General features: G+C 70.6%; 24 protein-coding genes. 17 read left to right on the forward strand and 7 right to left on the reverse strand.

The annotated features are described in order from the left end of the window. Position 1: 1 nt before the first annotated feature. The gene (resB, locus tag IE145_RS11005) at positions 2-1,771 is read left to right on the forward strand and encodes a cytochrome c biogenesis protein ResB (RefSeq protein ID WP_189520739.1); all 1,770 of its coding nucleotides are present in this window, start codon (positions 2-4) and stop codon (positions 1,769-1,771) included. Further along, a complete protein-coding gene (gene ccsB, locus IE145_RS11010; RefSeq protein WP_189520740.1) occupies positions 1,768-2,847 on the forward strand; it encodes a c-type cytochrome biogenesis protein CcsB in 1,080 nt (359 codons plus the stop codon). The genes resB and ccsB overlap by 4 nt, the downstream gene beginning before the upstream one ends. Positions 2,848-2,928: 81 nt before the next feature. Here ccsB and IE145_RS11015 read toward each other — a convergent pair whose 3' ends face one another. Further along, the gene (locus IE145_RS11015) at positions 2,929-3,297 is read right to left on the reverse strand and encodes a PLD nuclease N-terminal domain-containing protein (RefSeq protein WP_189520872.1); all 369 of its coding nucleotides are present in this window, start codon (positions 3,295-3,297) and stop codon (positions 2,929-2,931) included. Between the two features lie 154 nt (positions 3,298-3,451). Here IE145_RS11015 and IE145_RS11020 point away from each other — a divergent pair, with 154 nt between their 5' ends. Both IE145_RS11020 and mqnP read left to right on the forward strand, forming a co-directional pair. Next, positions 3,452-4,909, forward strand: coding sequence for a menaquinone biosynthesis decarboxylase (locus IE145_RS11020; RefSeq protein WP_189520741.1), 1,458 nt, complete (start codon positions 3,452-3,454; stop codon positions 4,907-4,909). Next, positions 4,906-5,826, forward strand: a complete 921-nt coding sequence (mqnP, locus tag IE145_RS11025; RefSeq protein WP_189520742.1) for a menaquinone biosynthesis prenyltransferase MqnP — start codon at positions 4,906-4,908, stop codon at positions 5,824-5,826. The genes IE145_RS11020 and mqnP overlap by 4 nt, the downstream gene beginning before the upstream one ends. A gap of 25 nt (positions 5,827-5,851) precedes the next feature. On the opposite strand, the gene IE145_RS11030 is transcribed toward mqnP, so the two are convergent. Beyond that, the gene (locus IE145_RS11030) at positions 5,852-6,484 is read right to left on the reverse strand and encodes a rhomboid family intramembrane serine protease (protein WP_189520743.1); all 633 of its coding nucleotides are present in this window, start codon (positions 6,482-6,484) and stop codon (positions 5,852-5,854) included. A gap of 121 nt (positions 6,485-6,605) precedes the next feature. Between IE145_RS11030 and IE145_RS11035 the strand changes: the two genes are divergently transcribed. Further along, the gene (locus IE145_RS11035) at positions 6,606-7,289 is read left to right on the forward strand and encodes a UbiX family flavin prenyltransferase (RefSeq protein ID WP_024263619.1); all 684 of its coding nucleotides are present in this window, start codon (positions 6,606-6,608) and stop codon (positions 7,287-7,289) included. A 10-nt stretch (positions 7,290-7,299) separates the two neighbouring features. On the opposite strand, the gene IE145_RS11040 is transcribed toward IE145_RS11035, so the two are convergent. Beyond that, positions 7,300-7,446, reverse strand: a complete 147-nt coding sequence (locus IE145_RS11040) for a hypothetical protein (protein ID WP_164873450.1) — start codon at positions 7,444-7,446, stop codon at positions 7,300-7,302. A gap of 121 nt (positions 7,447-7,567) precedes the next feature. On the opposite strand from IE145_RS11040, the gene IE145_RS11045 reads away from it, so the two are divergent. The 5 genes from IE145_RS11045 to IE145_RS11065 all read left to right on the forward strand — a co-directional run bounded on the left by IE145_RS11045 (position 7,568) and on the right by IE145_RS11065 (position 12,068). Next, on the forward strand, positions 7,568-8,023 hold the full coding sequence (locus IE145_RS11045) for an Lrp/AsnC family transcriptional regulator (RefSeq protein ID WP_030803885.1): 456 nt from the start codon (positions 7,568-7,570) through the stop codon (positions 8,021-8,023). Between the two features lie 49 nt (positions 8,024-8,072). Continuing rightward, positions 8,073-9,236 (forward strand): aminofutalosine synthase MqnE, encoded by a 1,164-nt coding sequence (mqnE, locus tag IE145_RS11050; protein WP_010063934.1) that lies wholly within the window; start codon positions 8,073-8,075, stop codon positions 9,234-9,236. A 131-nt stretch (positions 9,237-9,367) separates the two neighbouring features. Next, complete coding sequence (locus IE145_RS11055; protein WP_189520744.1) at positions 9,368-9,907, forward strand: GNAT family N-acetyltransferase; 540 nt, start codon at positions 9,368-9,370, stop codon at positions 9,905-9,907. Positions 9,908-9,982: 75 nt separating this feature from the next. After that, positions 9,983-10,276 carry a DUF4229 domain-containing protein gene (locus IE145_RS11060; protein WP_010071144.1) on the forward strand — a complete coding sequence of 98 codons (294 nt, stop codon included), beginning with the start codon at positions 9,983-9,985 and terminating at the stop codon, positions 10,274-10,276. A 403-nt stretch (positions 10,277-10,679) separates the two neighbouring features. Further along, on the forward strand, positions 10,680-12,068 hold the full coding sequence (locus IE145_RS11065) for a dicarboxylate/amino acid:cation symporter (protein ID WP_189520745.1): 1,389 nt from the start codon (positions 10,680-10,682) through the stop codon (positions 12,066-12,068). A gap of 83 nt (positions 12,069-12,151) precedes the next feature. On the opposite strand, the gene IE145_RS11070 is transcribed toward IE145_RS11065, so the two are convergent. Beyond that, complete coding sequence (locus IE145_RS11070) at positions 12,152-13,309, reverse strand: alpha/beta hydrolase family protein (RefSeq protein WP_444545676.1); 1,158 nt, start codon at positions 13,307-13,309, stop codon at positions 12,152-12,154. Positions 13,310-13,712: 403 nt separating this feature from the next. On the opposite strand from IE145_RS11070, the gene IE145_RS11075 reads away from it, so the two are divergent. The 4 genes from IE145_RS11075 to IE145_RS11090 all read left to right on the forward strand — a co-directional run bounded on the left by IE145_RS11075 (position 13,713) and on the right by IE145_RS11090 (position 17,297). After that, a complete protein-coding gene (locus IE145_RS11075) occupies positions 13,713-14,357 on the forward strand; it encodes a TetR/AcrR family transcriptional regulator (protein WP_107412025.1) in 645 nt (214 codons plus the stop codon). A 356-nt stretch (positions 14,358-14,713) separates the two neighbouring features. Next, positions 14,714-14,929 carry a hypothetical protein gene (locus tag IE145_RS11080; protein WP_229825498.1) on the forward strand — a complete coding sequence of 72 codons (216 nt, stop codon included), beginning with the start codon at positions 14,714-14,716 and terminating at the stop codon, positions 14,927-14,929. Positions 14,930-15,044: 115 nt separating this feature from the next. Then, complete coding sequence (locus IE145_RS11085; RefSeq protein ID WP_189520747.1) at positions 15,045-16,142, forward strand: hypothetical protein; 1,098 nt, start codon at positions 15,045-15,047, stop codon at positions 16,140-16,142. Between the two features lie 30 nt (positions 16,143-16,172). Next, a complete protein-coding gene (locus IE145_RS11090) occupies positions 16,173-17,297 on the forward strand; it encodes an HBL/NHE enterotoxin family protein (protein ID WP_189520748.1) in 1,125 nt (374 codons plus the stop codon). Between the two features lie 230 nt (positions 17,298-17,527). Here IE145_RS11090 and IE145_RS11095 read toward each other — a convergent pair whose 3' ends face one another. Both IE145_RS11095 and IE145_RS11100 read right to left on the reverse strand, forming a co-directional pair. Continuing rightward, on the reverse strand, positions 17,528-18,370 hold the full coding sequence (locus tag IE145_RS11095) for a MaoC family dehydratase (RefSeq protein ID WP_189520749.1): 843 nt from the start codon (positions 18,368-18,370) through the stop codon (positions 17,528-17,530). A 5-nt stretch (positions 18,371-18,375) separates the two neighbouring features. Beyond that, on the reverse strand, positions 18,376-19,698 hold the full coding sequence (locus IE145_RS11100; protein ID WP_189520874.1) for a 3-oxoacyl-ACP reductase: 1,323 nt from the start codon (positions 19,696-19,698) through the stop codon (positions 18,376-18,378). 100 nt (positions 19,699-19,798) lie between these two features. Between IE145_RS11100 and IE145_RS11105 the strand changes: the two genes are divergently transcribed. After that, entirely contained in the window at positions 19,799-21,094 is a 1,296-nt protein-coding gene (locus tag IE145_RS11105; protein ID WP_189520750.1) for an acetyl-CoA C-acetyltransferase, read from the forward strand. 80 nt (positions 21,095-21,174) lie between these two features. Beyond that, the gene (locus tag IE145_RS11110; RefSeq protein WP_189520751.1) at positions 21,175-23,097 is read left to right on the forward strand and encodes an AMP-dependent synthetase/ligase; all 1,923 of its coding nucleotides are present in this window, start codon (positions 21,175-21,177) and stop codon (positions 23,095-23,097) included. 186 nt (positions 23,098-23,283) lie between these two features. Here the strand turns inward: IE145_RS11110 and IE145_RS11115 are convergent, their stop codons facing one another. Further along, positions 23,284-23,892 carry a hypothetical protein gene (locus tag IE145_RS11115; protein ID WP_189520752.1) on the reverse strand — a complete coding sequence of 203 codons (609 nt, stop codon included), beginning with the start codon at positions 23,890-23,892 and terminating at the stop codon, positions 23,284-23,286. A gap of 334 nt (positions 23,893-24,226) precedes the next feature. On the opposite strand from IE145_RS11115, the gene IE145_RS11120 reads away from it, so the two are divergent. Next, positions 24,227-25,063, forward strand: a complete 837-nt coding sequence (locus IE145_RS11120; protein WP_189520753.1) for a M23 family metallopeptidase — start codon at positions 24,227-24,229, stop codon at positions 25,061-25,063. The last annotated feature ends 171 nt before the right edge of the window (positions 25,064-25,234 follow it).

Consider the following 25,234-nt stretch of genomic DNA (forward strand, 5'->3'; position numbering starts at 1 on the left):
AATGAGCAAGGCGAACAGCACAGAGACGCGGCAGCGCGAGGAGGAGGACGAGCAGGGCTCCCACGGCGCCGCCGGGGAACAGCTCTCCACCGCGCCCCGCGAGGAGCGCCCCGATACCGGGGCGGGCGTGCCCGCGATGAGCGTGATCGGCTGGGTGCGCTGGTTCTGGCGGCAGCTCACCTCGATGCGGGTGGCGCTGATCCTGCTCTTCCTGCTCTCCCTCGGGGCGATCCCTGGGTCGCTGATCCCGCAGACCAGCGTCGACGACATGAAGGTGCAGGCCTTCAAGGAGCAGCACACCACGCTCACCCCGGTCTACGAGGCGCTCCAGCTCTTCGACGTCTACAGCTCGGTGTGGTTCTCCGCGATCTACATCCTGCTGTTCGTCTCGCTCATCGGCTGCATCGTGCCGCGCACCGGCCAGTTCGTCGGCCAGCTCCGCAGCCGCCCGCCGGGCGCGCCGAAGCGGCTGACCCGGCTGCCCGCGTACACCACCTGGCGCACGGAGGCCGAGCCCGAGGAGGTCCGCGCGGCGGCCCTCGCGATGCTGCGCGGGCGGCGCTTCCGCGGCCACGAGGTGGGCGACGCGGTCGCCGCCGAGAAGGGCTACCTCCGCGAGGCCGGGAACCTGGTCTTCCACATCGCCCTGATCGTGATGCTGATCGCCTTCGCCTCCGGGCAGCTCTTCAAGTCCGAGGGCGGCAAGCTGGTCGTCGAGGGCGACGGCTTCTCCAACACGCTCACCCAGTACGACGACTTCAAGTCGGGCTCGCTTTACGACTCCGACTCGCTGGCCCCGTTCAGCTTCGTCCTGGACGACTTCGTCGGTACGTACGAGAAGAGCGGCCCGCAGCGCGGCACCCCGCGGACCTTCGAGGCCCGGGTGACGTACGCCGAGGGGGCCGACGGCGCGGAGCGCAAGGGCGTCATCAAGGTCAACGAACCGCTCGTCGTGGACGGCACCAAGGTCTATCTGATCGCCCACGGCTACGCGCCCGTCGTCACCGTCCGGGACGGCACGGGCAAGGTCGTCTCGAAGTCCGCCGTGCCGCTCCTGCCGATCGACAACAACATCACCTCGTCCGGCGCGATCAAGGTGATGGACGGCTACAGGGACAAGAACGGGAAGAAGACCCAGCTGGGCTTCAAGGCGTTCTTCGTGCCGACCTTCGCCGGTCACGGCAAGGGCCAGATGTTCTCGCAGTTCCCGGCGCTGGACTTCCCCGTCCTGGCACTCAGCGCCTACCAGGGCTCCCTCGGCGTCGACTCCGGGCTCGCGCAGAACGTCTACCAGCTCGACACGTCCAAGATGAAGGAGTTCAAGGACAAGGACGGCGAGCTGCTCAAGAAGCTGCTGATGCCCGGCGAGAAGCTCGACCTGCCCGACGGCGCGGGGTCCATCACCTTCGACGGCGTGGAGGAGTGGGCCAGCTTCCAGATCTCGCAGCAGCCGGGCAACGGCTGGGCGCTCGGCGGTGCCGTCGCCGCCATCGCCGGACTCGCCGGATCGCTGTTCATCCAGCGCCGCCGGGTGTGGGTGCGGGCGGTCCGGGGTGCCGACGGCGTCACGGTCGTGGAGATGGCGGGCCTCGGCCGCAGCGAGTCCGCGAAGCTCCCCGAGGAACTGGGCGACCTGTCGGCCGCCCTCGTCACGACGGCGCCCGTCGCCCCGGAGAAACCGGACGCGTCCGCCGCGACCGATGCCACCAACGAGGCCGGGAGCCGGCCCGTACACCCTGCCGAAGCACCTGCCGAAGGGGCTGAGAAGTGAATCTCGCCGCCGCAACCAACGAGAGCCTGGCCGAAGCCAGCAACGTGCTGATCTATTCGTCGATGGCCGTCTACACCCTGGCGTTCTTCGCGCACATCGCGGAGTGGGTCTTCGGCAGCCGCAGCAAGGTCGGCCGCACGGCCGCCGCGCTGTCCGCCTCCTCCGCCCGGGCCTCCGCCGCCCCCGCGGTCAAGGCGCAGGCCGGTGGCACGGCCGTGCTGGAGCGGCCCGAGGTCATCACCCGCTCCGCCACCGGTACGCGGGACGTGCCCGACGGCCCGGGTGCGGCGGGCGGCACGTTCAAGGGCGACCTGTACGGCCGGATCGCGGTCTCGCTGACCGTGGTGGCCTTCCTCGTCGAGGCGGGCGGGGTCATCACCCGCGCCCTGTCCGTGCAGCGGGCCCCCTGGGCCAACATGTACGAGTTCTCCATCACCTTCTCCACGGTGGCGGTCGGCTCCTACCTGGTGCTGCTCGCGCTGAAGAAGAACGTCCGCTGGATCGGCCTCCCGCTGGTCACCACCGTCCTGCTGGACCTCGGCATCGCGGTCACCACGCTGTACACCGACAGCGACCAGCTGGTGCCCGCCCTGCACTCGTACTGGCTGTGGATCCACGTCTCGACCGCGATCCTCTGCGGCGCCGTGTTCTACCTCGGCGCGGTCGGCACGATCCTCTACCTCTTCCGCGACAGCTACGAGAACAAGCTCGCCTCCGGCGGCACGCCCGGGAAGTTCGCCTCCTCGGTCATGGAGCGGCTGCCTTCGGCCGCCTCGCTGGACAAGTTCTCGTACCGGATCAACGCGGCCGTCTTCCCGCTGTGGACGTTCACGATCATCGCCGGGGCGATCTGGGCGGGCGACGCCTGGGGCCGGTACTGGGGCTGGGACCCCAAGGAGGTCTGGTCCTTCATCACCTGGGTCGCCTACGCCGCCTATCTGCACGCGCGCGCCACCGCGGGCTGGAAGGGCCGCAAGGCCGCCTGCCTGGCGCTCGTCGCCTTCGCCTGCTGGCTGTTCAACTACTACGGCGTGAACATCTTCGTCTCCGGCCTGCACTCCTACGCGGGCGTCTGAGCGACCCGCGCACGACGCGAAAGGCTCCCCGGACGGAATCCCGTCCGGGGAGCCTTTTCGCTGTGTGCCGGTGGTGCGCCGTCAGGACGCCGGCGGGGCCTTGTCGTCGGGGCCCGTACCGCCGTCGCGACGGCCCGGCTCCTCCTCGGCGTCGGCCTCGGCCTCCGCCTCGGGCTTGCGGTCGTCCTTGAGGGACTTCAGGAAGTCAGGGTTGTCGTCCGGGGCCACCCACTGCTGCCGCCTGCCCGGCTGCCACGAGGCGGGCCCCGCGCCCCCGGCCCGGTTGTGGCGGTTCTTGCCGGCGGCGAGCCAGACGACCGGGCCGACGATCCAGAACAGCAGGATGATGAAGACCCAGGCGATCTTCGGCAGATGCTTGGTGTCCTCCTCCGAGGTGTTCAGGCAGTCGATGAACGCGTAGATCGTCAGAGCCAGCGGGACGATGAACATCAGGGCTCTCATGGTGCGTCCCCCAGGAAGCGGCGGCGGGCGGGACGATTGCCCCGTATCGCGGCCAGGGTACCGGCTCGTCATGAAGGATCCGGGGCGTGGGACGGGGGAGCCCCGGCGGGCCGGCGGGGGCGGGGATGACAAACTGGACCGCATGGCTTACGACGATCTTCGCTCCCTGCTCCGGGCCCTTGAGCGCGATGGCGATCTCAAGCGCGTCAAGGTCGAGGTCGACCCCCACCTGGAGGTCGGCGAGATCGTCGACCGGGTCAACAAGGCGGGCGGCCCGGCCCTGCTGTTCGAGAACGTCAAGGGGTCCTTGATGCCCCTGGCCATGAACGTCTTCGGTACCGACCGGCGCCTGCTCAAGGCGCTCGGGCTGAAGTCGTACAACGACATCAGCGACAGGATCGGCGGGCTCCTCAAGCCGGAGCTGCCGCAGGGCTTCGTCGGGGTACGGGAGGCCTTCGGGAAGCTCGGCTCGATGGTGCACGTGCCGCCGAAGAAGGTGAAGTCCGGCGACGCGCCCGTCCAGGAAGTGGTGCTGACCGGCGACGACGTCGACCTGGACAAGCTGCCCGCGCTGTTCACCTGGCCCGAGGACGGCGGCTCGTTCTTCAACCTGGGCCTCACCCACACCAAGCACCCCGAGAACGGCGTCCGGAACCTGGGCCTCTACCGGCTCCAGCGGCACGACAAGCGCACCATCGGGATGCACTGGCAGATCCACAAGGACAGCGCCAACCACTACCAGGTCGCCGCCCGGCGCGGTGAGCGGCTGCCCGTCGCCATCGCCTTCGGCTGCCCGCCCGCCGTCACGTATGCCTCCACCGCGCCGCTGCCCGGGGACATCGACGAGTACCTCTTCGCCGGGTTCGTCCAGGGCAAGCGGATCGAGATGGTCGACTGCAAGACCGTGCCGCTCCAGGTCCCCGCGCAGGCGGAGGTCGTCATCGAGGGCTGGTTGGAGCCGGGCGAGATGCTGCCCGAGGGCCCGTTCGGGGACCACACCGGCTTCTACACCCCGCAGGAACCGTTCCCCGCACTGACCATCGACTGCGTCACCATGCGCAAGCGGCCGCTGCTCCAGTCCATCGTGGTGGGCCGCCCGCCGACCGAGGACGGGCCGCTGGGACGGGCCACGGAGCGGTTCTTCCTGCCGCTGCTGAAGATCATCGTGCCGGACATCGTGGACTACCACCTGCCCGAGGCGGGCGGCTTCCACAACTGCGCGATCGTCTCGATCGACAAGAAGTACCCGAAGCACGCCCAGAAGGTGATGAGCGCGATCTGGGGCGCGCACATGATGTCGCTGACCAAGCTGATCGTGGTCGTCGACTCCGACTGCGACGTCCACGATCTGCACGAGGTGGCCTGGCGGGCGCTCGGCAACACCGACTACGCCCGCGACCTCACGGTCACCGAAGGCCCGGTCGACCACCTCGACCACGCCTCCTACCAGCAGTTCTGGGGCGGCAAGGCGGGCATCGACGCCACGAAGAAGCTGCCCACCGAGGGCTACACCCGGGACGGCGGGTGGCCGGAGATGGTCGTCTCCGACCCGGAGACGGCGGCGAAGGTCGACCGCCGCTGGAAGGAATACGGGCTGTGAGCAGTGCGGCAGAAGCGGCGTCCGTCCAGGGCCCCGCGCCCTCCAGCGGCAAGGTCAGGTCGTTCCTGCGGCTCGTGATGATCGAGCACTCGGTCTTCGCGCTGCCCTTCGCCTACATCGCCGCGCTGACCGCGATGTTCCGGCTGGACGGCACGATCCACTGGGGTGTCCTGCTGCTGGTCACCCTGGCGATGGTGGGGCTGCGGACGTTCGCGATGGCCGCCAACCGGATCATCGACCGGGAGATCGACGCCCGGAACCCGCGCACCGCGGGCCGTGAGCTGGTGACCGGCGCGGTGTCGGTGAAGTCCGCGTGGACCGGCGCGATCGTCGCGCTGGCCGTCTTCCTGGGCGCCGCCGCCCTGCTCAACCCGCTCTGCCTGGTGCTCGCGCCGGTCGCGGTCGTGCCGATGGTGGTCTACCCGTACGGCAAGCGGTTCACGAACTTCCCGCACGCCATCCTGGGGCTCGCGCAGGCCATCGGCCCGGTCGGCGCCTGGCTCGCGGTGACCGGCAGCTGGTCGTGGGACGCGGTGATCCTCGGGCTCGCGGTGGGGATCTGGATCGGCGGCTTCGACCTGATCTTCGCCTGCCAGGACGTCCGGGCCGACCGGGCGCACGGGGTGCTCTCCTTCCCGGCGCGCTTCGGGATCCCGGCCGCGCTGTGGGGCGCGCGGGTCTGCCACGTGATCACGACCGGGCTGCTGGTGTGGTTCGGGCTGGCCACGGACGCCGAGGTCTTCTACTGGATCGGCATGGCGATCGTCGCCGTGGCGTTCGTCTACGAGCACCGGGTCGTGCGGCCGCACGATCTGTCCCGGCTGAACCGGGCGTTCTTCTCGGTGAACGGCTTCATCGGCATCGCGCTGTTCGCCTGCGCGCTGCTGGACCTGCTGGCGCGGGGCCTGACCCCGTAAGCGCGTCCCGGTCGCGCGGGACGGCTCAGACCGTGACCAGGTTGTCCGGGCCGCGGCGCGTGGACGGGCGGCGGAAGAGGAACGCCGCCGCCACTCCGCCGATCAGCCCGAACAGGTGCCCCTGCCAGCTGACGCCCGACTGGGTCGGCAGGACGCCCCAGAGCAGCGAGCCGTAGACCACGGCGACACCGACGCCGATGAGGATGTCCCAGGGGCGGCGGTCCACGAAGCCGCGGACCAGCAGATAGCCCAGCAGCCCGAAGACCACACCGGACGCGCCGAGCGTGATCGTGTTCTCCGGGGCGGTCAGCCAGACGCCGAGGCCGCTGGCCACGATGACCGTGGCCACGACGGCGGCGAACCGGCGGAGCCCGGCGAGGGCGGCTATGAAGCCGAGGACCAGCAGCGGGACGCTGTTGGAGGCCACGTGCTCCCAGCCGCTGTGCAGGAACGCGGCGGGCACCACGTCCCGCAGCTCGGACATCTCGCGCGGGCTGATGCCGTAGGTGTCCAGGGCGTGGCCGGTGGCCACGTCGATCCCTTCGAGGACCCACAGCAGGGCCACCCAGCCCCCCACCAGAAGTCCGGCGGTCAGGGCCCGCGCGCTGCCGGTGGTGCCGTGGTCCGTGGTGCGGTCGGTGGTCCAGTAGTCGCCCATGGTCTGCCCCTGCCCCCGGGTTGCCCGTCACCCGGAGAACGTCTGTGGCGCCCGCCCGGTTCCGGGTGCCGTGCGCGAAGGCGCGCCGGATAGGCTCGCGGGTGTGGAATCCAGGACTTCAATGACTCAACAGCGGCGACGGCCTTGGATTGTCGGGGTCTCCGGTGCTTCGGGTACCCCGTTCGCGGCCGCCGTCCTGCGCGGGCTCCTGGCGGCCGGCGAGAGCGTCGACCTGGTGGTGAGCCGGGCCTCGCGCCTCACGTTGCTGGACGAGACGGGCATCGCCTTCCGGGACGGGCACTGGCGCGAGGACCTGCGGGTCTGGCTGGATCGCGGCGCCGACGGGAAGCCGGACGCCTTCGCGGTGGGGGACGCGGAGCTGGAGCGCGTACGCCACTGGCCGGCCGGGGATCTGGCCGCCGGGCCGTCCTCCGGGTCGTACCCGGCGAAGGGGATGCTCATCGTGCCGGCCTCGACGGCCTGTGTGGCCGGAGTGGCGCTCGGTCTGTCGAAGGATCTGCTCCAGCGGGCCGCGAGCGTGACGCTCAAGGAGCGCCGCCCGCTCGTCGTCGCGGTGCGCGAGACCCCGCTGAGCGGCCAGACGCTGAAGCAGATGGTGGCCCTGGACGAGGCGGGCGCGGTCGTGCTGCCCGCCTCTCCGGCGTTCTACGCGGGCGCGACGCACATCCAGGACCTGGTGGATTTCGTCGCGGGGCGGGTGCTGGACGCGGCCGGGGTGGAACACCGGCTGTACCGCCGCTGGGAGGGAGAGCTCGGTGGCGGCTCCCGCAGCCCCGAGGGGTGAGAGGCCCGGGTCAGCGCTTCTTGTGCGAGCGCGGGGAGCGGGTCTTGTCGACGCGGTGCGCGGCGGCGGGCTGGTGGGCACGCGAGCGGTTGGCCAGGTCCTGCAGCTCGCGCATCCGGGCGTAGGCCATCTCGATCGTGTACACGGTGAAGTTCACTCCTGAAGATTCGAAAGCGTTTCTTGGATGTTCTAGAAGATTTGCAGGGTGTCGGCCCTGCATGCCTTAGATTCTACACGTAAACTCGCGGTACTGCTGAACAATGGAAGGTTTCAGTCATATGGACGCGGTGGACAGGCAGCTCATCCAGGCCCTCAGGGAGAACGGCAGGGCCTCGTACGCCGAGCTGGGACGGCTCGTGGGGCTCTCCGGGCCCAGCGTCACCGACCGCATCAACCGGCTGGAAACCGCCGGTGTCATCACCGGCTACCGCGCCACCGTCGACTCCGCGTCGCTGGGCCTCGGCGTCACCGCGCTGATCGGGATCTCGCTCTCGGACGCCGCCGACCACGAGGACGTGGCGCACCGCCTCAAGGACCTCGCGGAGATCGAGGACTGCTGGTTCATCGCGGGCGACGACTCGTACATGCTCAAGGTGCGCGTCGGCGACGTGGACGGCCTGGAGAAGACGATCCGCCGCCTCAGCGGCACGAAGGGCGTCTCGCGGACGCGCACGACGATCGTGCTCTCCACCAAGTGGGAGAACCGGGTCGGGGAACTCCCGGAAGAGTCGTAGGCGTACGGTTGGTCGGAGTCTGATACACGGAGATATGGGAGGCGGCCTAGTGGACGCGGGACTCAAGCGCGAGCTGGAGGAGAAGGTCCGGGCCGGCGAGCGGCTGACCCGCGAGGACGGGATCGCCCTGTACGCGTCCGACGACCTGGCGTGGCTGGGCGGCCTGGCGCACGAGGTGCGCACGCGCAAGAACGGCGACGTGGTGCACTTCAACGTCAACCGTCACCTCAACATGACGAACGTGTGCACCGCCTCGTGCGCGTACTGCTCGTTCCAGCGCAAGCCGGGCGAGAAGGACGCGTACACGATGCGCATCGAGGAGGCCGTCCGCCTCGCCAAGGCGATGGAGAACGAGAACCTCACCGAGCTCCACATCGTCAACGGCCTCCACCCGACCCTCCCGTGGCGCTACTACCCGCGCTCGCTCAGCGCGCTGAAGGAAGCCCTGCCGGACGTGGCGCTGAAGGCGTTCACGGCGACGGAGATCCACCACTTCGAGACGATCTCCGGGCTCTCGGCCTCCGAGATCCTCGACGAGCTGATCGAGGCCGGTCTCGAATCGCTGACCGGCGGCGGCGCGGAGATCTTCGACTGGGAGGTCCGCCAGCACATCGTCGACCACCGCACCCACTGGGAGGACTGGTCGCGCATCCACCGCCTCGCGCACGAGAAGGGGCTCAAGACCCCCGCGACGATGCTGTACGGGCACATCGAGGAGCACCGTCACCGCGTCGACCACGTGCTGCGGCTGCGGGAGATGCAGGACGAGACCGGCGGCTTCCAGGTCTTCATCCCGCTGCGCTACCAGCACGACTTCGTGGACATGAAGGACGGCAAGGTCCGCAACAAGCTCCAGGCGCGCACGACGATGGCGACCGGCGCGGAGGCGCTGAAGACCTTCGCGGTCTCCCGTCTCCTCTTCGACAACGTCCCGCACGTGAAGGTGTTCTGGGTGATGCATGGCGTGCAGACCGCCCAGCTCGCGCTCCAGCACGGCGCGGACGACATGGACGGCTCGGTCGTCGAGTACAAGATCACGCACGACGCCGACGACTTCGGTACGCCGAACAAGCTCGGCCGCGACGACCTGCTCGACCTGATCCGCGACGCCGGTTTCCGGCCGGTCGAGCGGAACACCCGGTACGAGATCCTGCGCGAGTACCCGGGCCCGGACGCGGACCTGCGCGAGTCGCCGCAGCCGATGCGCGTCTGAGGTGTGTCCCGTGACGTACGTCTGAGGTGCGTCCCGTGATGCACGAAGCCCCGGCCGCCGTCCCCGGCCGGGGCTTTCGCATGGTCCGGACGAGGTTGAGCCACCCTCGGAGTAATGCTTACTGTTGCACTATGGCCCTTACCTTTGAGTTCGATCCCTCCTTCACCCCCGATCTCCGTGACGGCATCACCGCCCTGTGGGCCGATGTGACCAACGCGGGCGGAGCCGTCGGCTTCGTACCGCCCGTCACCCCCGAGGAGGTCCGGCCCGATCTGCTCAAGCACCTCGCCGCCATGGAGAGGGGCACGGTCAGGCTCCTGGTCGGCCGGGACGAGGACGGCGCGGTCGTCGCCACGGCCTTCCTCACGCTCAACGAGCACCGGCTGATGAAGCACTGGCTGTGGCTCTACACGGTCATGGTCCACCCCCGCCTCCAGGGCCAGGGCTGCGGCCGCGATCTCATGGCGGCCGCAGCCGACGCCGCGCGCTCCATCGAGGGCATCGAGGCCATCCGGCTCACCTGCCGGGGCGGCACCGGCAACGACCGCTTCTACACCGGCTGCGGCTACAAGGAGGTCGGCCGGGTCCCGGACGCCATCCGCCTCGCCCCCGGCGACGACCGGGAGGACATCATCATGCTGCTGCCACTGGGAGCCGCGGCAACCCCCTGAACCGAGAGAATTCGGGCCATGCTTCACTGGACGGGCAGAAGTGTGCCGACAGTCCATGGGAAGAGAGGGCCAGCCGTGTCCGCTGCCAAGCCGAGCGCGATGATCCGTTACACGGCGTTGCGTCTGCTGATCTTCGTCGGCTGCTTCTTCGTCGCCGGTGTCGCCGTCCACTTCGGGCTGATCCCCTCGGGCCTCGGCGGCTCCAACATGATCTGGGTGATCCTCCTCGGCCTCGTCCTCTCCGCCCCGCTCAGCTATGTACTGCTGCGCAAGCAGCGCGACGAGATGTCCCAGCAGATCGTCGCCGGCGTCGACCGCACCAAGGCCCGCCTGGACGCCAACCGCACCCGCGAGGACGCCGTTCAGTAAGGTTCCTCACACGCGCGCCGCGCGACCCCTTCCTCTCTGCCGGACCCCGTACCGGAGCGAACCGCTCCAGCACGGGGTCCGCGGCGTTTTCCGGACAGGTGCGGGGCGGGAACGGCGCCCCTGAGCCAAAGAAGGACTTTGAGGTTCTCAAAGTTCAAGTGTTAACGTATTCAATGTGAAGACAGCTGTGCGCCTCCGTCATGCCGCGAGCCCCCCGCTCGTGGCGCGCCTGCATGTCGACCTCTGCCGCTGTATGTCCGCGGTCTGTTGCCGCCAGGTCTGATACGGCATCATGCAGCGGCGCCGCCCCTCGACGCGGGCGCCGCGACCCCGTCCCCGTTCCATCGCACGACCGCACGGATGGCTTCCGTGTGTCCCGATGCGTCCTCACTGGAGTGTGTCCGTGTCCGCGAACCCCGCGTCCACCGCCCCCGAGGCCGAGCAGCCCACAGGCTCCGGCTCCGGGTCCCGTCCCCGTATACCCAAGGTCCCGTTCTGGGCCCAGATCGTCACCGGTCTGGTCCTCGGTGTGCTGCTCGGCTGGCTGGCCCGCAGCCAGGACCTCGGCTGGCTCGTCACCACCCTCGACGAGATCGGCTCGCTCTTCGTCCAACTGCTGAAGCTGGCCGTCGCCCCGCTGGTCTTCTTCGCGATCCTCGTGTCGATCACCAACCTGCGGCAGGTCAACAACGCCGCCCGGCTGGCCACCCGCACCCTGCTCTGGTTCATGATCACCTCGCTGATCGCGGTCGCCATCGGCCTCACGATCGGTCTGGTCACCAACCCGGGCTCGGGCACCGGCCTGACGCCGAAGGACGGCGCGCTCTCCGAGACCAAGGGCAGCTGGATCGACTTCCTGACCGGCATCGTCCCCGGTGACGTGATCACGCCGTTCACCGAGCTGAACGTGCTCCAGATCGTCTTCATGGCCGCCGTCGCCGGTATCGCCGCCCTCAAGCTCGGCGACAGGGCCAAGCCGATCCTCACCCTCAGCCAGGCGATCCTGGAGCTGCTCCAGAAGGCCCTGTGGTGGGTCATCCGCCTCGCCCCGATCGGCACCGTCGGCCTCATCGGCTACGCCATCGCCGACTACGGCTGGGACCTCATCGGCAAGTACGCGACGTTCACCGCCGACGTCTACATCGGCTGCGCCCTGGTGATGTTCGGCGTCTACCCGCTGCTCCTGGCCACCGTCGCCAAGATCAGCCCGCTCCAGTTCTTCAAGGGCGCCTGGCCCGCGATCCAGCTGGCCTTCGTCTCCCGCTCCTCGGTCGGCACCATGCCGGTCACCCAGCGGGTCACCGAGCGCCTCGGCGTCCCGAAGGAGTACGCCTCGTTCGCCGTGCCGTTCGGCGCGACCACGAAGATGGACGGCTGCGCCGCGATCTACCCCGCGCTGGCGGCGATCTTCATCGCGCAGATCTTCGACGTGCAGCTGGGCATCGGCGACTACCTCCTGATCGCCTTCGTCTCGGTGATCGGCTCGGCGGCCACCGCCGGACTCACCGGCGCGACGGTCATGCTGACCCTCACCCTGTCCACGCTGGGCCTCCCGCTGGAGGGCGTCGGCCTGCTCATGGCCATCGACCCGATCCTGGACATGATGCGCACCGCCACCAACGTGGCCGGCCAGGCGCTGGTCCCGGTGATCGTCGCGGCCCGCGAGAAGATCCTCGACCACGACGCGTACAACTCCGCCTCGCCCTCCCCGATCGACTCCTTCGGCGACGACGCCGACCGCGAAGAGATCCGCGACGCGGAGCCGAAGACCGCGGTGCCCGCCACCGCGTAGCGCACCGGCGGACACGACAACGCCCCCGGGCCACCACGTATCCGTACGTGGACGGCCCGGGGGCGCTGTCGTGGCCTCCCCCGTCAGGGGTGCCGGAAGAGCACCTCGGGATGGGCCGGGGCCGGGCCGTCCAGCAGCCGGGCGGGCCGGCCGCGCAGGCTCCGGTCGAAGAACGCGGTCACATAGGCGCGGGTGATCGTGGTCGAACGGGCCGCGGAGAGCGGGACGGCCGGATCCACGATGCCCAGCTGCTCCCCGATCACCGGGGTGTCCGTGAAGGTGAAGTGCCCGGAGTCCCGGACCGTCAGCCAGCGCTTGAAGCCGTCCAGCCGGTCCCAGCCCTCGTCCCAGGACGTGTCGGCGCCGGGAGCGTGCCCCGCCTCGGTCCCCAGCATCAGGAACGGCCGCCGGTCCAGCCCCCGGGCCGGGAGCGGGTCGAAGAACGTCCCGTCCATGGTGACGCCCGCGTCCACCCGCCGGTCGGCGGCCATCGTGGAGGCGGCCGCGTTGCCCCCGATGGAGTGGCCCGCCATGCCCACCCGCCGCGGGTCGATCGTCCCGGCGTGCCGCCAGGCCGGGCGCGGCCCCGTCAACCGGTCCAGCAGGAACGAGAAGTCGGCGGCCCGCCCGCCGGCGACGGCGGCCAGCACCCTGCGCCGCCCGGCCTCGTCCGGTTGCGCGTCCACCTCGTCACAGGCGGCACAGGGGAGGACCCGCCCGTCGGGCAGCTCCGTACCGGTCGACTCGTACGCGTGGTCCGCCGTCGCCACGACGTACCCCCGGCTCGCCAGTTCCTCCGCGAGCCCGGTCAGCGTGGCCCGGGGCGTACCGAAGCCGGGGGAGAGCAGAACCAGCGGGAAGCGTCCCGGGGCCGGCCGGGCGGCCGTACGGGAATGGGTGCGGGTGGCGGCGACCAGGCCGGGCCACTCGGGGTCGTCGAGTCCGCGCTGCGCGAGCATCGGCCGCGCCTCCGCCTCCGGCATGTACGGGGCGGGCTCACCGCCGCTGCCGGGCCGGGCCGGGTAGTGCAGAGACACCAGCAACCGGCGCGGCCCGGCGGCCGGCACCCAGGGGTCGGCGCGCCCGTGATCGGTGAGGAAGAGGGTGTCGCGGCCGGCGGCGTACGGGCCGGTGGGGCGCGGGAGCGTGAGCGCGGAGACCGAGGCGGGGTTGCCGGAGGCGGGCGAGGCGGGCGCGGCCGGGGAGGCGGCCTTGGGGGCGGCGGCCGACGCAGGCGCCAAAGCCGTTTCCGCTTCCGTCGCAGTCGCAGTCGCAGGCGCAGTTGCAGGCGCCGGCGCCGGAAGCGGCTTTGGCGCTGTCGCTGTCGCCGTCGGCCGGTCGGACGCCGAGGCCGAGGCGGCCGTTCCGGCGAGTGCGGCCAGGGAGGCCAGCGCCAGTGCCGTGGCGGTCGCGGCGGCCCCGGCCCGTCGGTTGCGAAGGGAGATCGTCATGCTCGCAACGCTAGGCAGCGGCCCGGGCGGCCCGCGTCGGACGGCGGTCGGAACCGTGTAGGACCGGGGTATGACGCCGCTCGGGGCCGGATCATCCGGCCGTCCCCCTGATCGCTCCCTGCGACGCCCGGCCGCCCGCCGCCGTAGGGTGGGAAGCGGAGCAGGGCAGTGGGGGCGGGGGAGGAAGCCGGACGTGGGTGCAGTGAAGAGCAAGCGGATGCCGCGCGCCGTGCGCGAGCAGCAGATGATGGACGCCGCCGTGCGGACCTTCGGGCAGCGCGGCTACCGGGCCGCCTCGATGGACGAGATCGCGGAGCTGGCGGGCGTCTCCAAGCCGTTGGTCTACCTGTACCTGAATTCCAAGGAGGACCTGTTCTCCGCCTGCATCCGCCGTGAGGCGCAGTCCCTGCTGGAGGCGGTGCGGGCCGGGGTGGACCCGGGGCTGCCCGCCGACGCCCAACTGTGGGCGGGGCTGCGGGCGTTCTTCGTCCACACCGCCGAGAACCCGGACGCCTGGTCGGTCCTGCACCGGCAGGCCCGCTCGCACGGGGAGCCGTTCGTCAGCGAGGTCGGCTCCATGCGGGACGAGATCGTCGCGTTCGTGACGGGCCTGATCGGGGCCGCCGCCCGCGAGGCCCACAGCGACCCCGCCCTCGCGGACCGCGATGTGGCGGGCCTCGCCCAGGCCCTGGTGGGGGCCGCGGAGTCGCTGGCGGGCTGGGCCAACGACACCCCGGACGTCTCGGCGCGGGAGGCCGCGGCGACCCTGATGAACTTCGCCTGGGCGGGCCTGGAGAACCTGATGCACGCCCGGCCGTGGACGCCCCCGGCCGCCTGATCCTTCCGCGTCCCCGCGCGCACGAGACGGACGCGCCCCCTGCGGGGCCACGGCTGTCGGAAGCCGCCGGAGGACGAGGACTTCGCTGCCGTCGGCTTCGCCATCCGCATCCGCCTCCGCATCCGCCTCCGTGCCGTTGCCACTGACGCACCGAAGGCTGAGTGATCCCGCTCCGCCTCGGAGCGGCGGAGCGCGGCGGACCGTTTCTGCGGTGAACCCCCTCCCCCGGGTGGGGGAGCACGGGGCAAAAGGCTTCGCGGAATGGCGCGCGGCCGATAGAACGCCATAGTGATCAAGAACGCTGTGGCCTCGGCGCACCCTCCCTCACCCCCGTTCCCCTCCTCTCGCCTCCTTCCGTGGAGACGGCCCCCGCGGCGGAGTTGACGGCGCCGGCCGACGCGGTTGGCCTGGTGCCGGTCACGGAGGAGGACCGAACCGGTCGCGCCCGCTCATCGGTCACGCACGGCAGTTCCGGCGACGATCCGGGCGTCGGGTGGAACACCCGCGCCGAGGTGGTCCGCACCGGGGGACCGTGCGAGGACACGATCGTCCGCCACCCTCCGGCCTCCTGACCGTTCCTCTTCCCGGCCCGTCCGTTCGGCGCATCCGAGCGCCGGGTCGAGAAGCCTTCTCGACCGGGCGGCTCTGCGCTGCCCTGCCCCTCCTTGAGTATCCAACGGAGACACGATGACGTCATCGCAACTCGCCCCCAGCATTCCGGCCAGAATCTCGCTTGACCCGGTCGGACTCGAAGAGCCCCTGGAGCAGTTGGTGACCGCTGCTCAGGTCGCGCAGGTGTGGGCCCTGGTTCTCGAAGCGCAGGTGTCCGTCGGCACGGCGGACCCGAGCGATGAGCACGCCATGAACACGGCGCAGGAGGAGGTCAGGGGCAACGCCCGGACCTACCGGAGTGTCCAGCTCCCCTCGGTGATCCACCAGCTCGTCCTGATGGCGGGGGCGGCCGACCTGCTCCAGAGCTTGCATGAGGGGTCTGTGGAGTCCCCGGAGAGCGTGGCCTCCTTTCTGGGCGAGCTGATGCCGATTTTCGAGGAGCACGAGCAGCACGCCCGTGATCTCGCGGACAAGTACGGGGAGTTCTCCAGGGAGACGGAGGCCCGGCTGGAAGTCCTGGCCGGCCGGACGCATGCCGAGATCAAGAAGATCTCCGGGGACGACGGCAGGATCGCCGCCAAGACCAAGGAGTTGGAGGCGATGCAGGAAGAGGTGCGGAAGGACCTGGATGCCGTCATCTCCGCCTCGCACAAGGTGGGCGCGGGTGCACGGAAGATCCTCGACACCATCCTCGACATCTTCAAGGACGCCGCGAAGAAGAAGGGAGAGGACGACGGCAAGAGCAAGAAGGCGGACAAGCCGTCCTCCGGCGAATCCGCTCCGGAATCCTCGGAGGATGTGCACGGGGGGATCGAGGACATCACGTCCGGTGCCGTTGGTGCCGCCCTTCAGAAGCTCCGCAGGGATCGCGCGAAGGTCGAAGCGCTCTACCGGGAGATCGCCGGTTTGAAGTCGGGCCTGGTGACCGTGAAGAGGATCGATTCGGAATGCGGTGCCTACGGCCGCAGCGTGCGTGACGTGATGCGTCCGGCCCAGGAGATCGCAGACGCCTGGACCCAGGTGGTCGCCTCGTTCGCGGCGACGCTGGAAGAGCAGGCGAAGAAGAAGGACGGAGGCGCCTGGCTGGCCACGGAGATCAGCTGGAGCGTCATCAAGTGGAAAACCGTCCAGAGCCAGGTGGAGCGACTGCGCGCCATGATCACCGGAAACTGAAACCCGCTACTGGACGACTGGGAGAAGACTATGAGTGACGCACTTGTCGCCGCCCTGGAAAAGCAGGAGGAAATCGGAGGGGAGGTGGCCGCGCAGGGGTCCCTGACCGCCCTCGTGCAGACGCATGCTCTCAGCATCATGCAGCAGCCGAAGCCGGACTTCAGCGCCATCGACAACGAAAAGATCCGGAAATTTCAGGGTACGGTTCAGGGTGCACTGGATAAATCGGCAGAAAATGCAAAAAAGTACCTCTGGACGGTACAGCCCGAGTCCATCGAGCTCCTGTCCAAGGTCGAGAACTACTTTGTCACCCTGGGCGCCTTCTCGGAGTCTCTCAAGGATGAGCATGATCCGCAGGCCATGGTGGATACGCTGAGGTACCTGCGGGAGCAGGCGGGCGAATTCACGGATCGGACGCGAGGGGTCGCGTTCAGCACGGACAATATGGTCAGCGCCTTCAGTGACGACAAGCGGGAATTTACTGAATGCGCCGTGGAGATCAACTCCATGGTGGGCGGCGAGAGTGGGATTCTGGGAGACTTGGCGAGAGAACTGGAGACTGTGAACTCGAAGATCACCCTCGCGACCGTCGGGGCGGGGGTGAGTGGGGCTGCCATTCTCGCGGGTGCGGCATGCATTGTCATCGGATGCTGCACTTCCCTCCTCACCGGCGGGCTGAGCCTTGCGGTGGCCATCGGTGGTGGTGTCCTGCTTCTCGGTGGCACCGCAGGGGGCATCGGCAGCGGGATCGCGCTGGCGAATCTCTACGACGAGAAGAGGAACCTCCTCGCCAAGCAGCAGCGGATCGAAAGCGGGGTGAAGCTGCTGACGGCGTGCGGTGCCGGACTGGAAGACCTCGGCGCCCAGGCGGGCGGAGTGGCCACTGCGCTGCAGAACACCACCAACAGCTGGACGATCCTCAAGGAATCGCTGAACTCCGCCGCCGACAACATCGAAAAGGCTGGAAGGGCCCAGTCGGACTTCCTCCGAAAGACCTTCTTGAGGACCATCGACAGGTCCCTGCCGCGAAATCTTGAACAGCTCAGGAACACGCGGAAGGCCCTCATCGGAATGGAGACGGTGTCCCAGCCGAACATCCACACCGGGGACCTCATCCGGTTCCAGATGCAGAAGCCCCCACGAATGGCGCGATGACAGCGCTCCGGACATCCGCGCCGCGCCGCTCGGGGCTGTGCCGTGAGCGGCCCCGGCCCGCCGTGGGACGGCACCACGATCCATCTGCCGATGGCCGCGTACCGCGGGGACCTGGCGTGCGGGACGTGCTCAAGGTCCTATGAGACAGCTTGAGGATCGGTGCGACAGGACGTTCTCGTCCTGTCGCACCTACTCCTGATGTCCTGCCGGTGGGAGCGGATGGGCCCGTTTCAGGAAGCTCGCGTCACCGCTCCCACGAGGTGGACGCGCCCCTCCGACCCGCGCAGCGCGAAGGCGTTCCCGGTGGTGTCGGCGGCGTACGTGACGGTGGCGGGCAGCAGGACGGGAGCCCTGAACTCGGCGCGTGCGAAACGGATTTCGGCGGCATCCCCGATCTCGGCCAGGCAGCGGGCGGCCGTCCACATGCCGTGCGCGATGGCCCGGGGGAAGCCGAACAGCCGGGCGGTCAGCGGGTGGAGGTGGATCGGGTTGCGGTCCCCGGAGACGGCCCCGTAGCGCCGGCCGAGGTCACCGGGCAGCCGCCACTCGGCGACGGCGGGCAGGTCGCCGGGGGCGTCCGGGACCGAAGCCGTGCGGGGCGGGGTTCCGGCCGCGTCCGTTGTCGCATGCCGGGACAGATAGCCGCTGCGGGACTCCCACACCAGCTCCCCGTCCACCCGCGCCTCGGTCGCCATCGTGACCTCGGTTCCGCGCCGGTGCGAGGTCAACCCCTGCGCGGACACGGCCAGTTCGAGCGGCTCGGCGGGCTGCACCGCCCGGTGCGGGGTGATCTCGATCCAGGTGTGGACGAGCCCGAGGACCGGCAGCGGGAAGGCGCGCCCGGTCATCAGCCGCATGGTGAGCGGAAAGGCCAGCACATGCGGATACGTCAGCGGCAGCGGGCCGGACTCCGCGAACCCGCAGATCCTCCCGTAGGCCGCGAGCGGTCCGGGTGCGACGGGCGCGGCCGGGCGGGTCAGGCGGCCCGGGGGCACGGTGGCGTCCGGCCGGCCCGCACGCTTGAACGGTGAGGTGAGGGCCCCGCGCACGAGCGAGGCGCTGAGTGAGGTCATCGGTCTCACGCCCCCAGCAGGCTCTGGCCGCAGACGCGCAGCACCTGGCCGTTGACGGCGGCGGAGCCGGGCTGCGCGAACCAGGCGACGGCCTCGGCGACGTCCACCGGAAGTCCGCCCTGGGAGAGGGAGTTCATGCGGCGGCCCGCCTCGCGGATGAACAGCGGAACGGCGGCGGTCATCTTCGTCTCGATGAAGCCGGGGGCCACCGCGTTGACCGTGACGCCGTGTCCGGCGGCGGCGCGCGGGCCGAGCGAGCGGACGAGGCCGATGACACCGGCCTTGCTGGCCGCGTAGTTGGTCTGGCCGTTGTTGCCCGCGATGCCCGCGATGGACGCGGTGGCGACGACCCGGCCGCCCCGGTTCAGCGTGCCCGAGGTGAGCAGTTCGTCGGTGGTGCGGAGCACGCTGTCGAGGTTGACGTCGATGACCTGGGCCCAGCGGTCGGCCGGCATGTTGGCCAGGCGCCGGTCGCGGGTGATGCCCGCGTTGTGGACGAGGACGTCGAGCCCGTCCGGTGCGGCGGCGGCGATGCGGGCGGCGGCGTCGGGTGCGGTGATGTCCAGCGGCAGCGCGGTCGCCCCGAGCCGGTCGGCGGTGCGCACCAGGTCGTCCTGTGCCTGGGGGACGTCCAGCACGATGACGTGGGCCCCGTCGCGGGCCAGCACCGAGGCGACGGACGCGCCGATGCCCCGCGCCGCGCCGGTGACCAGGGCGGTGCGGCCGGAGAGCGGGGCGTCCTGGTCCGCCACGGGGTCCGGGGCGGCGGTGGTCAGCTCGATGACCTGGCCGCTGACGTAGGCGGACCGGGGGGAGAGGAGGAAGCGGAGGGTGGACTCGGCGGCTCCCGGCGCGGCCCCGGCCGGAATCCGCACGAGCTGAGCGGTGGAGCCGCGCCCGGTCTCCTTGGCCAGCGACCGGACGAAACCCTCCAGCGCCTGCTGGGCAGCGGCCTGATGGTGGTCCTCGGAGGACGGGGGCGTGCCGATGACGACGATCCGGCCACCGGGAGCCTGCGACCGTACGACGGGGTGAAGGGCCGCGTGCACCTCGGCGAGCCCCCGGGCGGAGGTGACCCCCGTGGCGTCCAGCACGATCCCGGCGGGGTGCGCCGCCTGCGGGTCGACCGTCAGCCCGGTCGCGGCCAGGGCCTTCGCCAGCTCGTCGGTGATCGCGGAGTTGCCGGCCGTCAGGTGCAGCAGCGGCCCGTCCAGGCGCGGGGTCTCCAGGGTCCAGCGGCGCAGCGGGGCGGGCTGCGGCAGGCCGAGTCGGCGGGCGAGGAAGCGACCGGGTGCTGTGCCGGTGAGGTGCAGATAGCGATCGGCCATTGTCCTGACTCCCTGCTCGGTCATAGATTTACTCTGAAGTAAGGTTACTGAAGAGTCAGGAGCTGGTCGAGATGAACAATCCCGGACCGACCGAGACGAGATGGTCACGATGACGCGCCAGGACCCGTTCGTGCCGCTCCCCGTGCCCCAGCCGCGCCGCGTCGCGGTGCTCGGCGGCAGCCGCACCCCCTTCGCCCGCTCCGACGGCCCGTACGCGACCGCGTCCAACCAGGACCTGCTGACGGCCGCGCTGAACGGCCTGGTCGAGCGGTACGGACTGGCCGGGGAACGGGTCGGGGCGTTCGTCGCGGGCGCGGTCCTCAAGCACAGCCGCGACTTCAACCTGGCGAGGGAGACGGTCCTCGGCTCCTCCCTCGACCCGCGCACCCCCGCCTACGACATCCAGCAGGCCTGCGGCACGGGCCTCCAGGCGGTCATCGCCGCCGCCGACCAGATCGCGCTCGGGTCCGTCGACTCGGCGATCGCGGGCGGCTCCGACACCACGAGCGACGCCCCGCTCGGCGTCAACGACGACCTGCGCCACATCCTGCTCGCCGCCCGCCGCGCGAAGACCACGGGCGCCCGCCTCGCGGCCCTGGCCGCCGTACGCCCCCGCCACCTCGTCCCGGACATCCCGCGCAACGCCGAACCCCGCACCGGCCTGTCGATGGGCGACCACGCCGCCGTCACCGCCCGCCGCTGGGCGGTCACCCGCGAGGATCAGGACCTGCTGGCCGCGACGAGCCACCAGCGCCTGGCCGCCGCGTACGAACGGGGCTTCCTGGACGACCTGGTGGTCCCCTACCGGGGCCTGGACCGTGACCAGAACCTGCGCCCGGACTCGACTGCGGAGAAACTGGCCCGCCTGAAGCCGGTGTTCGGCACGAGCGACCCCGACCCCACCATGACGGCGGGCAATTCGACGCCACTGACGGACGGGGCGGCGACGGTCCTGCTGGCGAGCGAGGAGTGGGCCGAGGAGCGGGGCCTGGAACCGCTGGCGTACCTCTCCCTGTACGAGACCGGCGCGGTCGACTACGTGGACGGCGACGAGGGCCTCCTCATGGCCCCGGCCCACGCGGTGCCGCGCCTGCTGGAACGGGCCGGGCTCGGCATCGAGGACTTCGACCTGTACGAGATCCACGAGGCGTTCGCCTCCCAGGTGCTGGCGACCCTCGCCGCCTGGGAGAAGCAGGGGCTGGCCCCGGTGGACCGCACCCGCCTGAACGTGGCCGGTTCCTCCCTCGCCACCGGCCATCCGTTCGCCGCGACGGGCGCCCGGATCGTGGCGACGCTGGCGAAGCTGCTGGCGGAGCGGGAGGGCCCGGGCCGGGGCCTGATCTCGATCTGCGCGGCGGGCGGGCAGGGGGTGACGGCGATTCTGGAGCGCGCGTGACGCAGTTGTTGCCTTCTCCCCCTGCCGGACGGACGACCCGGCGAACCGACCCGCCCGACCCCCGAACCGAGGAGCCGCACGTGTCAACGCCACCTTCCGCCGTACCCGCATCCGCTGTTTCGCAGCCCCTCCTGATCGAGCCGACGAAGAAGCGCGGCCCGGACGGCCGGGTCCAGGAGGTCTCCGTACCGAAGTTCGCGCCGGTCGTGGAACGCGGCTCGCTGGCCGAGATCCCGTTCGACAACGCCCGGGAGGCCCCGGGGGACCCGGTCCTCAGCCGGAAGGACGCCGAGGGGGCGTGGCAGGACGTGAGCGCCGCCGAGTTCGCCTCCGAGGTCCTCGCGGTGGCGAAGGGCCTGATGGCTGAGGGGCTGCGGGCGGGGGACCGGGTCGCGATCATGGCCCGGACGACGTACGAGTGGACGCTGCTGGACTTCGCGGCGTGGGCGGCGGGCCTGGTGACGGTGCCGATCTACCCGACCTCGTCCGCGTTCCAGGCCCGCTGGATCCTCCAGAACTCGGGCGCGGTGGCGTGCGCGGTGGAGACGAAGGAGCAGGGCCGCCTGATCAGCCAGGAGCGCAAGCAGCTCGGCGACCTGGCGCACCTGTGGCAGTTCGACACCGGGGCGATCGGGCACCTGAAGTCCCTCGGCAAGGACATCCCGGACGCGGCGGTCGCGGCCCGCCGGGCCACCCTGGAACCGCACAGCCCGGCCACCCTCATCTACACCTCGGGCACGACGGGCCGCCCGAAGGGCTGTGTCCTGACCCACGGCAACTTCTTCGCCGAGGTCGACAACGCGATCGAGCTGCTCCACCCGGTCTTCAAGTCGGTCTCGAAGGAACCGGCTTCGACACTCCTCTTCCTCCCCCTCTCGCACGTGTTCGGCCGGATGGTGGCGATCGGCTGCATGCGGGCGAGGGTCCGCCTGGGCCACGCCCCCTCCATCCAGACGGAGGACCTCCTGGCCGACCTGGCGGGCTTTCGCCCCACGTTCCTGCTGGCCATCCCGTACGTCCTGGAGAAGGTCTACAACACGGGCCGGGCGACGGCGGAGAAGATGGGCCGCGCCTCGTCGTTCGACCGCGCGGCGAGGATCGCCCAGCGCTACGGCAAGGCGGTGGAGGCCGCCGAACACGGTACGGGCCCGGGCCCGGGCCTCGGTCTGCGCGCGGCCCGAGCCCTCTACGACCCCCTGGTCTACCGCCGCATCCGGGCGGCGCTGGGCGGCAAGGTCCGGTACGTGATCTGCGGCGGCTCCCCGCTGGGCCGGCGCCTGGCCGCCTTCTACGAGGGCGCGGGCATCGGCATCTTCGAGGGCTACGGCCTGACGGAGACGACAGCAGCCCACACGGTGACGCCACCCCTCAAGCCCCGCCTGGGCACGGTGGGCTGGCCGCTGCCCGGGACGTCGGTGCGCATCGCGGAGGACGGCGAGGTGCTGCTGAGGGGCGGCCAGGTGTTCCGGGGGTACTGGGACGGGGAGCGGGCGGAGGTGACCCCGGCGCTGCTGGCGGACGACTGGTTCCCGACGGGCGACCTGGGCGCGCTGGACGAGGACGGCTACCTGACGATCACGGGCCGCAAGAAAGACATCATCATCACGTCGGGCGGCAAGAACGTCACCCCGGCCCCACTGGAGGACTGGCTGCGCGCCCACCCCCTGGTCAGCCAGTGCATGGTGGTCGGCGACAACCGCTCGTACGTCACCGCCCTGATCACCCTGGAACCGGACGGCCTCCACCACTGGCGCCAGATGACCAAGAAGCAGGACGTCCCGCTGCGCGACCTGGTCCACGACGAGGACCTGCGCACGTCCTTGCAGAAGGCGGTGGACGAGGCGAACCGCCTGGTCTCCCGCGCCGAGTCGATCCGCAGGTTCACGGTCCTGCCGGTGGACTTCACGGAGGAGAACGGCCACTTGACGCCGTCGCTGAAGCTGAAACGGGACGCGATCGCGCGGGACTTCTCGGGGGAGATCGAGGGGTTGTACCGGAGGTAGGGCGGGTGTACCGGGGGAGCAGGGCATTCGGCGAGGGCGGGGCCCCCGGGGGGCGACGCCCCGGGGGCCCGCCCCCCGGGGCGTCGCCGCTCGCGACACCCGCTTGAGGAGAGAGGTGCTCGACCTGTCCGCATCCTGAGGACGGGAGCAGGCCGGCCGGCGCGCTTCAGCGGCGCAAAGGCCGGGTCAGGCCGCCTGGAGCACGTCGCAGGAGCAGTGGCGGAAGGCGAGACCGAGCTCCCGGTCCACGGCCGCACTCGATCGCGTGGCGGCCTCCGACACCTTCTCCCAGGATCCGTACTTCAGGTGGAGCTGGTCGGCGGTCGGGCCGAGCGGGTTGCCGTACTTCTTCTGGTTGCGGGCCTCCAGCTCCGCGATCTGGTCCGGGGTCATGCCGGCGCGGACGACGTCCTTGGCGTCATTGCGCATCTGGACCAGAGTGCGGGCGATGTCCTCCTCCGAGCGCCCCTCGGAACGCATGGCGCACTTCGTGCGCTCCATGTCCTCAAGGAGGGCGTGATACCGCATCCGCTGCCCCCGGGCGATCTCGCGTTCCTGCGGGGTTTCGCTCCGGATGAGACACACGACCGGTTCCGGACTGGTGCAGTCGCCGTGGGCCGGCGGCTCCTGGGAGACAGGGGCGACGACGGCCGAGCCGCACCCGGCGGACGCACCGCACGGGCGTACCGCGTGCGGGGCGGCGAAGGCGGACTGCGACGGGAGGAAGACGGCTTGGGCGACCAGCAGCACGGGAACCACGCGGCGGGCCAGCGAACGCAGGCTGTTCAGTGACATGCGCTCATCGTTTTGCACACGGCGACGAGACCGGAGCAAGGCGGGGCCGGAACGCCTCAGACACCGGCCGACACCACTCCGCCGGGTGAAGCAAGCTCTCCTCCGGGCCGGGACGGGACCCGGAACCCGCACCCCACGCGGGAGGGGGTGCCGCACCCGACCGGAAAGGCACGGCGCGCGGGTCTGTCGTCCCGCCTCGGGTTACGGCACTCTGGTGCCGTTCAACTCGCGTAGACGCGCGGCCGCTTCACGCCGCGGAACTCGCACCCAGGCACTTCGTCATCGCACCTCGCGCTCCACCGCCCGGTTGTCGACCCGAAGGACTTCCCCGCCCATGCGACGCTCGCCCCGCACCTGCCTCCTGGCCCTGCTCGCGCTCCTCGGAGGGCTGCTCACCGTCACCGCCACCGCGTCCCCCGCCGCGGCCGCCCCGAACTTCAAGGCGCCCTACGCCTGCGGCCAGCAGTGGACCTACAGCCACCACTCCGCCGAGGTCAGACAGGCCCTCGACTTCGTCCGCACCGACGGCGGAAGCACGGCCGGCGCCCCGGTCCTCGCCTCGGCCGGCGGGACCGCTTACCGCTACTCCCAGCCGAGCGGCGCGGGCAACTACATCGCCATCGAGCACGGCGGCGGCTGGAAGACGTACTACTTCCACCTCGCCGCGTTCTCCGTCGCCAACGGTGCTCAGGTCGGCCAGGGCCAGCAGATCGGCACCACCGGTTCCACCGGCAACAGCTCAGGCGCCCACATCCACTACGAACAGCTCTACAACGGCGTCGGCCAGACCATCGTGATCAACGGCCGCTCCCTGGCCCCGTATCCGGGCTCGTACTACAGCAAGTACCTGACCAGCGACAACGGTTGCGGTGGCGGCGGGGGCGGCAAGTACTGGGTCGACACCTTCGCCAACGCCACCGGATACGCCGCCGCCAACACCGCGGACGCGCAGGGCATCCTCAACGCCGGGACCAACTACGTGTACTGCAAGGTGTGGGGAGCGCGGGTCGGCACGGCGACCCAGTACAACCACTGGTGGCTGCGCACCGACCTCGACGTCGTGTACGCGGGCAAGAACGGCCGCAACGCGTACGTCTCCGCGTACTACCTCTCCCGCTGGGGCAACGACGAGGCCCGCGACAACAACGGGGCGGTCATCCCGAACTGCTGACGCGCGGTCCCTGCCCCGACACGGCGCGGGGCAGGGACGTACGCGGCCCGGCGCGGAGACACCTCCGTGGTGTGGCGCAAAACCCGTCGATCACCGTCCGCGCGGCCTGGCACCCTTGCGGTACGGGCCCGGCGGCAGCGGATCCGCGGGCAGGGCGTCACGAAGGAGAGG

The sequence above is a fragment of the Streptomyces sindenensis genome, assembly GCF_014649035.1.
GTDB classification, from domain to species: domain Bacteria; phylum Actinomycetota; class Actinomycetes; order Streptomycetales; family Streptomycetaceae; genus Streptomyces; species Streptomyces sindenensis.

Bases quoted from the DNA above. Each gene is read 5' to 3' on its own strand.
- IE145_RS11030 (WP_189520743.1), bottom strand. From the start codon at position 6,484: ATGGGCGACTACTGGACCACCGACCGCACCACGGACCACGGCACCACC.
- IE145_RS11055 (WP_189520744.1), top strand. From the start codon at position 9,368: ATGGCCCTTACCTTTGAGTTCGATCCCTCCTTCACCCCCGATCTCCGT.
- IE145_RS11020 (WP_189520741.1), top strand. From the start codon at position 3,452: ATGGCTTACGACGATCTTCGCTCCCTGCTCCGGGCCCTTGAGCGCGAT.
- resB (WP_189520739.1), top strand. From the start codon at position 2: ATGAGCAAGGCGAACAGCACAGAGACGCGGCAGCGCGAGGAGGAGGAC.
- IE145_RS11105 (WP_189520750.1), top strand. From the start codon at position 19,799: ATGGTCACGATGACGCGCCAGGACCCGTTCGTGCCGCTCCCCGTGCCC.
- IE145_RS11085 (WP_189520747.1), top strand. From the start codon at position 15,045: ATGACGTCATCGCAACTCGCCCCCAGCATTCCGGCCAGAATCTCGCTT.
- IE145_RS11035 (WP_024263619.1), top strand. From the start codon at position 6,606: ATGACTCAACAGCGGCGACGGCCTTGGATTGTCGGGGTCTCCGGTGCT.
- IE145_RS11100 (WP_189520874.1), bottom strand. From the start codon at position 19,698: ATGGCCGATCGCTATCTGCACCTCACCGGCACAGCACCCGGTCGCTTC.
- IE145_RS11090 (WP_189520748.1), top strand. From the start codon at position 16,173: ATGAGTGACGCACTTGTCGCCGCCCTGGAAAAGCAGGAGGAAATCGGA.
- IE145_RS11045 (WP_030803885.1), top strand. From the start codon at position 7,568: ATGGACGCGGTGGACAGGCAGCTCATCCAGGCCCTCAGGGAGAACGGC.
- IE145_RS11120 (WP_189520753.1), top strand. From the start codon at position 24,227: ATGCGACGCTCGCCCCGCACCTGCCTCCTGGCCCTGCTCGCGCTCCTC.
- IE145_RS11095 (WP_189520749.1), bottom strand. From the start codon at position 18,370: ATGACCTCACTCAGCGCCTCGCTCGTGCGCGGGGCCCTCACCTCACCG.
- IE145_RS11015 (WP_189520872.1), bottom strand. From the start codon at position 3,297: ATGTTCATCGTCCCGCTGGCTCTGACGATCTACGCGTTCATCGACTGC.
- IE145_RS11115 (WP_189520752.1), bottom strand. From the start codon at position 23,892: ATGTCACTGAACAGCCTGCGTTCGCTGGCCCGCCGCGTGGTTCCCGTG.